Genomic DNA, 13,507 nt, shown 5'->3' on the forward strand with positions numbered 1-13,507 from the left:
TAATTTGAAATGTCAACTGTCGAACGCCCCCCTCACTGCAGTCGGGGTGCACGATTCGGCATGCGAAGCATCCCAGACGTCTTGTGGGTGAACTTCTCCCTAACCCATCAGGAAATGCCGTGAGCAACAACGGCCCGAAAAACCAGTGGATCGCTAGCTTGTGCAGTTTTATTCTGCATCTGGTATTGCTTATTCTATTGGCGATCTGGACCATCGCTGGTTCAGGCATAGGAGAGCGGTTCACCATTTTCTCCGGCGACACGGAGCAGGTCGGTAAAGAGGTCGAGGTGGTAGAGATCCAGCCCGTTGCCCCCTCCGATGCGACGGCGGGCGTCGGATTGGACGATATCTCGACCAGCACATTGTTGACCGAGTCCCCCATCAGTTTAGAAACCGGGGAACTGAATGCCCCGCAATCCCAGACGACTCTCTCGGATCAAGTTCGTTTTTCCGGCTCTGCGAAGGTGTTGGGAGCGGGGGGCTTTCTCGAGACATCGATCGAGTCTCGCAAACCACAAAATCGCCAGTCCGCAGCTCAAAAGTATGGGGCGACCCCGCAAAGTGAAGCGGCCGTTAACGCGGCCTTGGTCTACCTCGCCGCGCACCAGAAGAACAACGGTTCCTGGTCTATGGGCTTCGATGTTTGCCAAAACAATTGCACCGATGGATGCCGTGATCTGGATCAACATGAAATCGCAGCCACCGGACTTGCACTCCTTTGCTTCCTAGGGGCCGGCCACACCCCCAACTCCCCGGAATACGGAGACACGGTCTCGCGAGGACTTTATTTCCTCGTTCAGAATTTGAAGGAGAAAGACGGGACCGTTCAAAGCTATTGGTTGGGAGAGACCGCCAAGTCGCAAATGTATGAACATGGGATTGCGACACTAGCCATCTGCGAGGCTCTGCAGATGGGCGGAGACGACTCTCTCCGGGAAGCTTGCCAGCGCGCCATCAACTTCATCATCTCCGCCCAACACAAACGAGGAGGATGGCGGTATCACCCCGGCCAACCTGGCGATCTCTCGGTCGTCGGTTGGCAGATCTTGGCGCTGAAGAGTGCGTCGGCTGCCAAACTGCGAGTCCCCATGGAAGTTCTTCGGCTCAGCGATTTGTTTTTAAAGGAGAGCTGCAGCAATGGTTATCTGTTCAATTATGCGGGTGGCGAGCCGACCCAATCTATGACGGCGATCGGTAATTTGATCCGTTTGTTCCGAGGGTACTCGCTAACCGATGGATCGATTCTTCGCGCCAACCGATACCTTGCAGAGAAGGGGCCTAGCGCCAGCGATGTCTATTACAACTATTACGCCACTCAATTTATGTTTCATGGTGGCGGAAAAAATTGGGAGAATTGGAATTTCATCATGCGCGAGCTCCTGGTTAGCACCCAGGTGCAACAAGGCCACATGGCAGGGAGCTGGTATTGGACCGGCAATCCCTTCAATCGCGAAGGAGGGCGTATTTACGTCACCACCATGTGTTGCTTGACGTTGGAGGTCTATTACCGTTACCTGCCTCTTTACGAGACCTCCACCAATGAATTTCGCCTCTAAAGCGAACGTCTCCAATGCAGTTTTCTGTTCGATTCCCAACCCGAATCTAATCGAGTCGGATCGATCGTAAGCGCAGCGCGTTCGTCACGACGAAGAAGCTCGATAGACTCATCGCCGCTCCGGCGACAATGGGAGAAAGGCTCAAACCTGTCCAAGGCTGTAGCAACCCGGTTGCAACAGGAATGAGGAGGACGTTGTATCCAAATGCCCATGCGAGATTCTGCCGAATATTTGACATGACCGCTCGGGATAATTGGATCGAACGAGGTACGAGCCAAGTGTCGCCCGACATGGCAATCACATCCGCGCTTTCAATCGCAAGGTCGGTACCGGTCCCCATCGCAATCCCCACATCGGCAACGGTTAAGGCCGGAGCGTCGTTCAATCCGTCTCCCACGAACGCGATTCGACCGCCCTCTCGCTTGATCGACTGGACCACCTCCGCCTTATGGTTGGGTCGTACCTCCGCATAGACCATGCTCGGTTCAATTCCACATCGATCCGCAATCGTCGACGCAGTTCGAATGTTGTCACCTGAGATCAAGGCGATGCGAAAACCCTTTTGCCTCAAGTTCGCAATCGCTGCCGGTGTCGTCGACTTGATCGGATCGGAAATAACGATCAATGCAGCAAGCTTCTGGTTGATGGCGGCGAAAAAGTAACCTTCACCACGCTCCATCGCATCGGCGACGGCATCTTCCAAGGGCCCTACGTCCATGGCGTGCTCCCGCATCAATCGCTCTGAGCCGATTCGAACTCGGTCGCCGTTGGACAACCTCGCGTCGATCCCTGCACCCGCGATCGCTTGAAAGTCGACCAGTTCGTTTGGGGATCGAAGTCCTCGCATCTCAGCCGCTTCCACGATGGCGTGCGCTAGGGGATGCTCAGAACGTTGTTCTACCAGTGCCAGTTCAGCGAGGAGGGTCGGTTCATCAAAAGGAGGTAGGACGTGCAATCTCGAGAGTTGGGGCTTTCCAACCGTGAGGGTTCCCGTTTTGTCAAAGGCAACCATTTCTACATGACTGAGTGACTCGATCGCGTCGGTCGAGCGGAACAAGATACCGTGCTGGGCCCCTTTCCCGGTCCCCACCATGACACTTGTTGGGACGGCCAATCCCATTGCACACGGACAAGCGATGATGAGAACGGCCACCGCGTGAATGAGCGCTTGATCGACCGCCCCCCCTGGCATCAGGAATAGCCAAGCGAGCGACGTGAAGATTGCAATGAGCAATACGACAGGAACAAAGTAAGCGACGACACGATCCGCAATCCCTTGGATTCGCGGCTTCGATGCTTGGGCCGATTCCACAAACGCAACAATTTTCGCGAGCGTCGTTTCGGCACCGACCGCTGTCGCGCGAAAGCGAACGCTCCCACTCCCGTTGATAGTGCCAGCGACCACTGCATCTCCTGCCACCTTGGCCACCGGAACGCTCTCGCCGGTAACCATGCTCTCATCGATATAGGTACTGCCGCTTTCCACGACCCCATCCACTGCAATCGCGGTCCCTGGTTGCACTTCGATCAGATCGTTGAGTTGCACCTCCTCCGCTGGGATCGATATGGATTGACCATCGCGAATAACCGTAGCGGTTTTGGGAACGAGTTTGAGCAAGACCTTCATCGCATCAGATGCTTGATGGCGCGACTTCGTTTCTAAGTATTTGCCGAGCAAAACAAGCGTGATGACCACCGCAGACGCCTCGAAATAAACGTGGCGTGACGCGACAGGAAACCAATTCGGGAAGACGGTAACCAGCGCACTGAACAAGAATGCAGCCATGGTTCCTAACAGGATGAGTGCATTCATGTCCGGAGACGTTGAGAGCAGACTCTTTGCGCCCAGTCGCATGAATCGACGTCCAAACCAAAATTGCACCGGGACCGTGAGGAGAAGCATGACCCAGTTCCACTGCTCCATTGTCAGCCAACGCATCATCCAATTCATCACCGAATCGGAAAGCATAGGGGCCATCGCCAACACGACCGTTGGGATCGCAAAGAGGGACGCCCCCACGGTCATCCTCCACAAGGTATCGGTTTCGGAAGTCTCTGCACTTGATGGGCGCTTCGATTTCAAATCGACAGGCTCGTAGCCCAGCTTGGAGATCGTCGCACGAATCGCAGCGATATCGCTTTCTAGAGGTGGATGGTCGAAACGAACCAGCGCCCGTTCGGTCGCTAGATTCACGGTGGCATGCTGAACTGCGGGTAGCTTATTCAAACCGTTTTCCACACGACGCACACAAGCGGCGCAGGTCATGCCTTCGACACCGATCTCCAGGATGGGCTCTGTCCTCTTCATTCCTACGGCTCCCCCTACTCAAAATTACGAAAAGAATGAGCGTTAGGCGTTCAACAATGTTGCCGTATATCCCGCGTCTTCCACAGAGGCGACGATCGCATCGTCGGGAAATCGACCCGTCACGGTGGCCTTGCCCGCGTCCAGCTCGACTCGCACTTCACGAACGCCCTGTGTAGACTGAATAGCAGACTCGACGGCACGTTTGCAATGGCCGCAAGTCATTCCGACTATTTGAAAAACCTTGGTTTGCTCGTTTTCGTTCATAGGATTGCTCCGGATTCGATGGGGGTGAGTGGACTTGTTCGATGCGTCCCGTAGAATCGCATGCTTCGACGGGTTGGATGCCGCTCCCGCTCGGTTTCTTCGAATTAGTTCCGAATAGAAATGAAGAAACACCCTCTGTCGACCATCCAAGAATTGAATCTCCCAGTCTAAATACGCAAAAAGGCGATACTTATGTCCTCGTTCCCCACGTCAATTCTGTTGCTGATCGCGGTTGCGTTCGGCCAGATTTTTGGTGGGGTTTCGTGCTGCTGTCTGTCTCGCTCCCTCCTCGATGGCTGGGCCTCGGCAGGGACATCGATCGAATCGGAGACCGCGGCTCCCAAGTGCCCACGATGCGCAGCGGCGGCTCCCCAGCCCTGTCCGGCAAACGATCCGCGCCCCATTCCACCCGTCGAAGGTTTCAAGTCGAACGACGCGAACCAATGCGATTGCGTTGAACATGCCCTTGAAGCGGACCGTCCTTCGGAGGGAGGCACGGCAACCGAAACCTCTCCATCTTGGGCGATCCTTGAAGACCTCTCCTCCCGCACTCGTGCGGCATCGAGTCACGTAGTCCAAGGCGCTCTCCCACCGCTGCGGAGTCACGGAATTTCTTGGCAGGCGCTCGCCTACAAATGGACGACCTAATCGACCTTCTCCATCGGTTTTGCCTCGCCTAGCAGAACGTTTCCGCAGTTGTTGAAACCAACAGCAATCTATGGCCCTTTCTTCGCCTAGGTGTGCCGGAGCGACCTCTTTGCTCGCAAAGCGATAGCTATTAATCCGTTGGCTTCGCCCTTCGTGATCGGTCCGGTTCGAACAACCTTATCGCAGGGCGACTGCAGGTCCCTCGATCGAAGTTTTCGGTGAAATGGAGTGAAGAATGAGTGCCTCAAGATCATCCAAAGAGCAGACCTCGCATCAAGCCGAGCGGTCGACAGTGATGCCCGAGGACGAATTGAGAACTTGCATCCGTCTGGCTTCGCAAGGGAATCGCCAAAACCAACGGCAGATTTATGACTTGCTCGCCGTACGAATCTACCGAGTCGTTCGAAGCATTGTTGGAGCGGACCACGCAGACGATGTCACGCAAGACTTTTTCATTCATTTGTTTTCGAGACTCAGCCAATTTCGTTTTGAATCTTCTTTGGAAACATGGGCCCATCGCATGGCGGTGAATCAGAGTTTGCAACACCTAAGAAAACAGAAACGCGATGAAGCGCGCTTGGAAAAATTAGCGCAAATGGGTGAGACCGTCAGTCACTCCCATCCGAATCGAGCAACCGAAGATGCGGAGTTGCTCGAACATGCGATGAAGACGCTCTCGGGCGAACAACGAGCTCTTCTGCACATGAAGGAAGTGGATGGTCTCGGTTATACGTCGATCGCCCAAATCCTCAGCATTCCCGAAGGAACGGTTGGTTCGCGTTTGAACAAAGCCAGAAGCGAATTGAAGAATTCATTAATGCAACTGGGATGGGAGCCATCATGATGCATTGCAAATGGGTAGAAGACCATCTATCGGACTACATCGATCATGAATTGGATTTGTCGTCGAACGAACAAGTCGATGCGCATGTGGCTGGCTGTGAGCATTGCCAGACAATCCTCGCGGGCTACCGTTCGATGGGAACATGCATAAAAGCCTCGAATCCGCCGGTAAGTACCGATGCCATCTGGGATCGTATCACTTGCCAACTCGATTCTTCGTCGGCGAAAGTCGTCAGAGGGCCGTCGTCGATCGGATCTTCATGGGGACCATTTCGTCGACTGCAGAACGTGCCTTGGAGCCCGCTCCTCCTGGCGCTCGCTGCTTCGATAGCCATTCTGTTTTTGGCCCTGCGACCTTTCTCGGAAAAGGATCCGGAACGCCAGGGCCTAGCCCACGACCAACACGGACTCGCTGTCGACTTCCGCGATATTCTCGCGTTGGCCAGCACGTCACCCCAACAAACGATCGATTTGCTGGTCAATCGCTACGACGGGAAGGAGATGGGTTTGGAAGAGACAGAACAGGCTCTCGGCTTCGAACCTACTTTGTTCCAGACGATCCCCAATGGATTCAAACTCGTTTCAAACCATGTATTGAACATGCCTTGTTGCAAATGCTCAGCGACACTTTGTCAACAAGAAGACGGCACCGCGTTTATCGTCTTGGAACATCGAGAAGAACAACCGGTTTGGTTTGGCGATGCTCCTGCGATCCAAACGCAATGCGGTGCAAAAACGTGCAAGATTGTCGAGTCCTCCGGCCACCTTGCCATTAGTTGGAAAAACGAGAATCGCCGTCTCACCTTGCTCGGAGCAACCGATCTCACCGCAGTCCAGCGCTGGATCACGTCCATTCAGCTCTGAATTCCCTATGTCTAAACCCCAGGCACTAACTCGATGTCGAAACCACGACATCCCAAAGGAAAGAACCATGAAATTTGGAAAATCACTATGCTGGACACTCCTCCCCACCGCATCGCTTGCGATGGTTTTCTTGTCAGGTTGCGAACCCACAACCTCGTCCAACAAAACCGCCTCGACCATGTCAACCAAGGAAAGCGAGTCCAGTGGACCAAGCACCTCTTCCAACCCTGACCATGGCGATGGGAGCCCTACCGATCACGGGCATAAACCGGGTGCCCATGGAGGGATAATGGTCTCCCTCGGACGGGACAGCTATCATGTCGAAGCGGTCATTGACTCGTCGGGCGCCATTCGCCTGTGCACGCTCGGGCAAGACGAAAGTCGGATCTTCGAAGTAGATAGCCAGACCCTCCAGGGGTTTGTCAAAGCAGTAGGGGATACTGATTCGAAGCCGATTTCGTTTGCCCCAACTCCTCAGGATGGAGACGCTGCAGGGAAGACCTCGTTGTTTGTCGGTCAGCTACCAGACAACATGACGGGAAAGAGACTGGATATCACGATTCCCAATATCCGAATCGAAGGAGAGCGATTCCGATTAGGTTTCGTCTCCGGCGTGGATGCGCATGGGGCCGGTTCCGAGATGCCGGAGAAGATGGCGGCTGGCGAAGAAAAGGAATTGTATCTCACCCCTGGCGGTCGCTATACGGCGGCTGATATCGAAGCGAACGGAAACACGACCGCTTCGCAGAAGTTCAAGGGACTGAAGTCAGCACACGATATGAACCCCAAACCGGGGGATCGTATTTGTCCGATTACAGAAACGAAAGCGAACCCAAAGTTTTCGTGGACTATCGATGGTAAGTCCTATCAATTTTGTTGCCCTCTCTGCGTCGACGAGTTCTTGAAGTCAGCCAAATCGTCGACGGAACCGTTGCCGGATCCAGATACGTTTGTCAAAAAGTAATTCCGCGATTGAAAGGAATAGAAGCCATGACAAGCGGAGCGTTTCCGAGGAATGAGCAGTCCAACCATGGGAGGAGAAGAGGATGGCGCCTGCTCGTCACTTTCTCCCTCCTTGTGTTTCCCGCGAGTTTGCTTGGACACGAAGGGCATCAACCTCTCCCCTCGAAAGGCGTTCAGGTTGACACGCAGACAGGGCGAATCACCCTCTCCGCGCAAGCCCGAGAAACTCTGGGGGTTCGTTCCGAGGAAGTTACATTGGGAACCGTTGCGTCTGCGCTGCAAGTGTACGCGGACACCGTCGCTCCTTGGCAAGCGAAAGCGGTCGGTTCGGCACAGCTGTCAGGTCGCATCTCGAAGCTTCTTGTCCGGCCTGGTGATTTCGTCTCGGCCAATCAAGTAATTGCGGAACTGAGCAGTCGCGAGTTGGAAACGATCAAACTGGAGTTTCTCCAAGCCCAAAAGGAAACGGCCCTCAATAACCGGCTTTTGGAGATCACGCGCCCCACTGCCTCCGCTGGCGCCGTCCCCATGCAGCGTCTATTAGACCTGGAGAATACACTCCAACAAAGCGTGAACCGATTGGAGATCGCTCGCATCCGAGCAGCCACCCTGGGAATGAATTGGAACGCCTCCAATCCCGACGAGACGCTAGAAGTCACACACCAGATCCGCTCACCTATCGCAGGGCAAATCATCCACACGGATCTCTCCGAAGGAAAATACGTCGAAGCCTTCGAACATCTCTTCGAAATTGTAAATACGGATACCAGCTGGGTGCGCATGCAATTGCTGGAGAAGCATGCGTTTCGTGTCGCGGTCGGTCAACCCGTGAAACTCCAAATCTTAAATTCGAAGATCACCTCCGAGGGGACAATCGAACGGATCGATGCGAGCATGGATCCACAAACGCAATTCATTTGGGCCTGGATGACCGTCGCGCTCCCCGAGATCGTTCCTGGCCTTGTGGGTCGAGCGACGATCCACACGTCGACGCAAGATGCAACCCTGACGGTCCCTCAACGCGCTGTTTATAGCGACGGTCTGCAATCCTACGTCTTCGTGGAAGAGGCATCCACGAGGAATGCATCGGAATACCGAAAACGAATCGTCAAGCTCGGAAAGCGAAGACTCGCGGCGAACGATACGTTGCACCCAAGAGTCGAGGTGGAGCAGGGTGACATCTATCCGGGGGACCGCGTGGTGGTCGTGGGAGGTCATGAGTTGTCGAGCTTGTTCTTTCTAGGAGTCCTCAAACTTTCCGAAGACGAGCAGAAACGGCTGGGAATAGCGACCATCCCTGTCACCCCCAAGCCTATTGCACGTACGGTTCAACTCCCCGCCACAGTCACTTTACCTCCCGAGGGCAGGAGTATCGTCTCGTCCCAGCTCGACGGGACCATCCGATCCCACACTCTCAGTCCTGGCCGCGAGGTTCGTGCTGGCGAGCTGCTGATGGAGATTGCGTCTCCCGAATTCCATAAACTTCAGCTCGATTTACTGACAGCGTCGCTCGAGGCATCGCTCGCGCGCCATCGCGCGGAGCGACTCGAAGAACTAAAGGGTGATGCCGTGTCGCTCCGTGTCGCAATCGAATCCCGATCCCAAGCGGAGCAGTGGGGGGGCCGCGCAGAAAGCTTGAAGCGCCAACTCGCCACCATCGGGCTCTCCCACTCTGAAATCGATGCAATCGTCAACGAAAGAAAAGTTTGGGATTACCTTCCCTTGCGCTCCGCCATCGATGGCAAGATCTCGTCTACGGTTAGCACCCTGGGAGAGACGGTCGTCGCCAACCAACCGCTCGTGGAAGTCCAAAATCTCGACTCGGTCTGGATCGAAGCTCATGTCGCGGCCTCCGAGTCCGGGTCCATTCGTCCAGGGAGCAAGGGCATTGCAACGATGCTCTCCAATCCCGAGATATCGGTACCAGTGATCGTAACGCGCACGGGACCACTCGTCGACGCATCGACTCGAACGCAAAGGATATGGCTCGCACCCAGTCCGGAGGCACAATCCCTCCCTTTGCAGTCAGGGATGCTTCTTTCGGTCGCCATCTCGATGGGAGAGGGTGCCACCACCCTCGCAGTTCCTAAATCCTCCTTGGTTCGCGACGGACTTCATACGTTTGTATTTGTAGAGAAGGAAAAAGGTTACATCGAGCGGAGGCGCGTGGAAACAGGTCGGTCTGATGGCTTGTTCACCGAGATTCTCAGCGGTATTCGCGAAGGGGAGGCGGTCATCACGTCAGGTGGCCGTGATTTGCAAACCGCATACGCATCCTTGAGGTAGATCAACGTGTTAGACGGAATCATTCGCTTCTCGCTCCATAATCGCACCATCGTCGCGATCGCGTCCCTCCTGGTGGCCATCGTAGGCGGCTCGCTTCTGAGAGTCATGCCGGTCGACGTCTTCCCCGATTTGAATCGACCTACCGTAACCATCATGACCGAAGCACCCGGTCTCGCTCCCGAGGAGGTCGAGGTCTTGGTAACGCGTCCTATCGAATTGCTCCTCAATGGTGCGACGGGTGTCAAACGCGTTCGTTCTTCGTCAGCGATCGGATTGTCGATCATCTGGGTCGAATTCAACTGGGGTACCGACATCTTCATCGACCGCCAGATCATGAATGAGAAATTGCAACTGGCCCAATCCCGACTTCCTCCTGGTACCACCCCAACCTTAGCACCGATCTCATCCATCATGGGTGAAATCATGCTTATCGCGCTGCGGAGTGACTCGACTCCTTCGACCCAAGAAGAGGCCGACGCGAAAGCCATGGAGCTTCGAACTTTGGGAGAATTCACGGTTCGAAATAGACTGCTCGCAGTCGAGGGCGTATCGCAAGTCTCCGTGATGGGCGGCACTCTTAAACAATATCAAGTCCTTACGACTCCCTCCAAGCTCGCTGCTCGCAATGTAACCCTCGAGCAGCTGACCGATGCGACAGCGAAGGCAAATGTGCTGGCAGGGGGCGGTGTTATGAATCGCGGGGACAAAGAATCATTGCTTCGCATCCAAGGCCAATCCCTTACGCTCGAGGAAATTGCAGCTACTCCGATCGTGTGGCGCGATCAAATACCGATTCGCATCGGCGACGTTGCGGACGTGCGGCTAGGGGGGCCGGTCAAACGGGGTGATGCTTCTGCGATTGTCAAAATCGAACCCGATATCGACTTCGCGGTCCTTCATCCAGATCGATATGAATCTAGCAAATCGGCAATCCCCTCTCTCGAGCCAAGCGGCGAAACCGCCCCTGCTAGCTCTCTGACCTACCGCGAATTTCGCGGAGGTGCTGCTGTGATGCTCACCGTCCAGAAGCAACCCGATGCCGACACGATTCAGTTGGACCAACGGATCGACACCGTGCTCGCATCCCTGCAAAAAGAGTTGCCCGCCGATGTGAAAATCGAATCGGAGATCTTCCGTCAAAGTCACTTTATTGAAGCCGCCGTTGCGAATGTCAGCGAAGCGGTTCGCGATGGCGCAATTTGGGTCGTGGTTATTCTCTTTTTCTTGATGGGGAATTTTCGGACGAGCGTCAGTTCTTTGACCTCCATGCCCCTATCCATCCTGCTGACCATCATTGTCTTCTATCTCTTCGATATCACGATCAACACAATGACACTCGGGGGAATTGCCGTTGCTATCGGCGATTTAGTGGATGACTCCATCGTCGACGTCGAGAATATCTATCGGAGACTTCGCGAAAACAAACAGTTGCCTCTAGCGTCGCAAAAGGATTCTCTCGACGTTATTTTCTCTGCCTCGAGCGAGATTAGGAATTCGATCGTCTACGCCACGTTGATCGTCGTCCTGGTCGTCACCCCCCTGTTCATGATGTCGGGCATTGAAGGGCGATTGTTCGCCCCGCTTGGTATCGCGTACATCGTGGCTTTGATGTCCTCCTTGGCTGTGTCCCTGACCTTTACTCCTGTATTGGCCAGCTTCCTATTGCCGAAAGCTCCCTTCCTCGCCAACAAGCGTGAGCCACTCTTGATGCGTTGGCTCAAGCACGCCGACGAACGACTGCTGCGTTGGACTTTGGATCGTCCGCGGTTTGTGATTTCCATCGTGGGAGTGATGGTGATGCTCAGTTCCCTTACACTGCCTTGGATGGGAGGTGAATTCTTACCTCCTTTCAATGAAGGAACCGCCACGGTCAATCTGAGGCTTGAGCCAGGAACTTCACTTGAGGAAAGCCAACGTGTTGCGAGCAGAGTCGAGTCCATCCTCTTGGAGGTACCAGAAGTCTTGTCCGTCGCGAGGCGCACGGGGCGGGCCGAACTCGACGAGCATGCCGAAGGGGTCAATAACACCGAATTCGAGATTCGCTTCGCCGAACACAAACGCGAGAAAGAAGGTTGGCTTCCTACAATCCTACGCGCTATTCCGATTGTGCACTTATGGAGCTACGAATACCGAGGTAGACCGCCGGAGGTGGTCGTTGCCGACCTTCGCGATCGAATCTCCAGTATTCCGGGAGCAGCCGTCAATATTGGGCAACCGATCTCGCACCGACTGGATCATATGATGTCGGGTATCCGGGCCCAAATTGCGGTCAAGGTATTTGGCAACGATTTGCGTGAACTGCGAACTGCTGCCTATGACATCCAAGCTCGCATGCAGTAGATCGAAGGAGTCGTCGATCTTCAAATCGAGCCTCAAATCGAAATATCGCAGCTGCAAATGCGGGTGAAACGCGAAGAGGCGTCCCGGTATGGGCTTGCTCCGGGGGACGTCGCCCGGGTTCTCGAAACGGCCTTCAAAGGGAATGTGGTCTCGCAAGTCATCGAGGAAGACAAATACTTTGGGCTGGTTGTCTGGTACGACGAAGAATCCCGCCGCGATCCCAGTGTGATCGAAGAGACACTGCTCGAAACACCGTCCGGTGCGAAGGTAGCGCTATCGCAGGTAGCCGAAATCCTCGACACCACCGGACCAAATGTCCTCAATCGGGAAAATGTCCAGCGACGAGTGGCTGTCTTTTGCAATGTGCAAGGACGCGACTTGGCGAGCGTCGTCCGCGACATTCGGGTTTCACTGCAACCTATCGAAGAGTCTTTGCGGGCATTGCCTGGCGAATACTATCTCGACTTTAGCGGTCAATTCGAGGCCCAGCGCGAGGCAACGATTCGCTTATGGGGACTGGCGGTGCTCAGCACGGTGGGTGTCTACCTGCTGCTCATCAAAGCGTTAGGTTCCCATCGCTCCGCGTTGCAAGTCATCGCGAATATCCCCTTGGCCGCGTTTGGCGCGGTCGTCGCGCTTCTCATTGTGAATCGCCCCGATATGGCCGAGCTCGCCGAGCATCCCTGGACCCAATGGCCCTCGATATGGATTCAGTCAACGCACTTGTCGCTCGCTCACTGGGTCGGCTTTATCACACTCATCGGGATTGTTAGTCGAAATGGGATTATGATGATTTCGCACTATCAGCACTTGATGGACATCGAAGGGATGCCCTTCGGAAAAGAGATGATCATTCGCGGCAGTCTGGAACGGCTGGCCCCGGTGATGATGACGGCGATGACCAGCTTTATTGGGCTTGTCCCCCTTCTCTTCGGTGAGGGGGAGCCGGGCAAGGAAATACTCTATCCTCTCGCCGTTGTCCTCTTCGGTGGAATGATCGCCTCCACCGCCCTCGATCAGATCGTCACCCCAGCGCTCTTCTATTTATTCGGCTCCCGATCTGTCCGTTCAAAAAAACCGGTTTCCCCCTAGGTGTTGTTCCTTTACAACCAATAGCCTTGGCTTCCGTCCCTATCCCAACTTGTCCATTCCAGCAGTTGCTGTCCCTTCACTAGGTGTCACTTTATGCGTTGCCTGGGGTCTGCAGAATCGGTATTGCAGCGGCATCTCTGGATGCGGTATCGGCCAGGTCATGAGAGTGAAAACCTTATTACGAAACGTTAACTCGCTTTTGTGCCTTTTGGCTCTTTCAACTGGTGGGTGCACTCTGACTCACTCGCAAAAGCCAAACAAGACGTATGACGTACGTTGGCATCCTGTGAAGTCCTGGTTCGATAGCATTCTTGGCGACGATAAACAGGATCAACTGTGGAAG

Annotated in this window: 9 protein-coding genes; 7 read left to right on the forward strand and 2 right to left on the reverse strand. The window is 54.7% G+C overall.

Annotated features, from left to right (window positions below; all coding sequences use genetic code 11):
• The first annotated feature begins 119 nt into the window (after positions 1–119).
• On the forward strand, positions 120–1,556 hold the full coding sequence (locus VN12_RS00615) for a terpene cyclase/mutase family protein (protein WP_146675008.1): 1,437 nt from the start codon (positions 120–122) through the stop codon (positions 1,554–1,556).
• Between the two features lie 46 nt (positions 1,557–1,602).
• Here VN12_RS00615 and VN12_RS00620 read toward each other — a convergent pair whose 3' ends face one another.
• Together VN12_RS00620 and VN12_RS00625 are read right to left on the reverse strand one after the other, a co-directional pair.
• Positions 1,603–3,864 (reverse strand): heavy metal translocating P-type ATPase, encoded by a 2,262-nt coding sequence (locus VN12_RS00620; RefSeq protein WP_146675009.1) that lies wholly within the window; start codon positions 3,862–3,864, stop codon positions 1,603–1,605.
• A gap of 42 nt (positions 3,865–3,906) precedes the next feature.
• The gene (locus VN12_RS00625; protein ID WP_146675010.1) at positions 3,907–4,128 is read right to left on the reverse strand and encodes a heavy-metal-associated domain-containing protein; all 222 of its coding nucleotides are present in this window, start codon (positions 4,126–4,128) and stop codon (positions 3,907–3,909) included.
• Positions 4,129–5,011: 883 nt separating this feature from the next.
• Here VN12_RS00625 and VN12_RS00630 point away from each other — a divergent pair.
• The 6 genes from VN12_RS00630 to VN12_RS00655 all read left to right on the forward strand — a co-directional run bounded on the left by VN12_RS00630 (position 5,012) and on the right by VN12_RS00655 (position 13,164).
• The gene (locus VN12_RS00630) at positions 5,012–5,620 is read left to right on the forward strand and encodes an RNA polymerase sigma factor (RefSeq protein WP_146675011.1); all 609 of its coding nucleotides are present in this window, start codon (positions 5,012–5,014) and stop codon (positions 5,618–5,620) included.
• On the forward strand, positions 5,617–6,483 hold the full coding sequence (locus VN12_RS00635) for a zf-HC2 domain-containing protein (protein ID WP_168164120.1): 867 nt from the start codon (positions 5,617–5,619) through the stop codon (positions 6,481–6,483). The genes VN12_RS00630 and VN12_RS00635 overlap by 4 nt, the downstream gene beginning before the upstream one ends.
• Positions 6,484–6,661: 178 nt before the next feature.
• Positions 6,662–7,447: a hypothetical protein gene (locus VN12_RS00640; RefSeq protein ID WP_168164121.1), complete on the forward strand. Its 786-nt coding sequence runs from the start codon at positions 6,662–6,664 to the stop codon at positions 7,445–7,447.
• Between the two features lie 26 nt (positions 7,448–7,473).
• Positions 7,474–9,732, forward strand: coding sequence for an efflux RND transporter periplasmic adaptor subunit (locus VN12_RS00645; RefSeq protein WP_146675014.1), 2,259 nt, complete (start codon positions 7,474–7,476; stop codon positions 9,730–9,732).
• A gap of 6 nt (positions 9,733–9,738) precedes the next feature.
• On the forward strand, positions 9,739–12,072 hold the full coding sequence (locus tag VN12_RS00650) for an efflux RND transporter permease subunit (protein ID WP_168164122.1): 2,334 nt from the start codon (positions 9,739–9,741) through the stop codon (positions 12,070–12,072).
• A complete protein-coding gene (locus VN12_RS00655; RefSeq protein ID WP_146675016.1) occupies positions 12,073–13,164 on the forward strand; it encodes an efflux RND transporter permease subunit in 1,092 nt (363 codons plus the stop codon).
• Positions 13,165–13,507 lie beyond the last annotated feature (343 nt).

The sequence above is a fragment of the Pirellula sp. SH-Sr6A genome, from assembly GCF_001610875.1.
Lineage (GTDB): Bacteria > Planctomycetota > Planctomycetia > Pirellulales > Pirellulaceae > JBKCUI01.

Excerpts from the sequence above, each read along its gene's own strand:
- VN12_RS00620 (WP_146675009.1), bottom strand. The coding sequence starts at position 3,864 with ATGAAGAGGACAGAGCCCATCCTGGAGATCGGTGTCGAAGGCATGACC.
- VN12_RS00625 (WP_146675010.1), bottom strand. The coding sequence starts at position 4,128 with ATGAACGAAAACGAGCAAACCAAGGTTTTTCAAATAGTCGGAATGACT.
- VN12_RS00630 (WP_146675011.1), top strand. The coding sequence starts at position 5,012 with ATGAGTGCCTCAAGATCATCCAAAGAGCAGACCTCGCATCAAGCCGAG.
- VN12_RS00635 (WP_168164120.1), top strand. The coding sequence starts at position 5,617 with ATGATGCATTGCAAATGGGTAGAAGACCATCTATCGGACTACATCGAT.
- VN12_RS00640 (WP_168164121.1), top strand. The coding sequence starts at position 6,662 with ATGTCAACCAAGGAAAGCGAGTCCAGTGGACCAAGCACCTCTTCCAAC.
- VN12_RS00645 (WP_146675014.1), top strand. The coding sequence starts at position 7,474 with ATGACAAGCGGAGCGTTTCCGAGGAATGAGCAGTCCAACCATGGGAGG.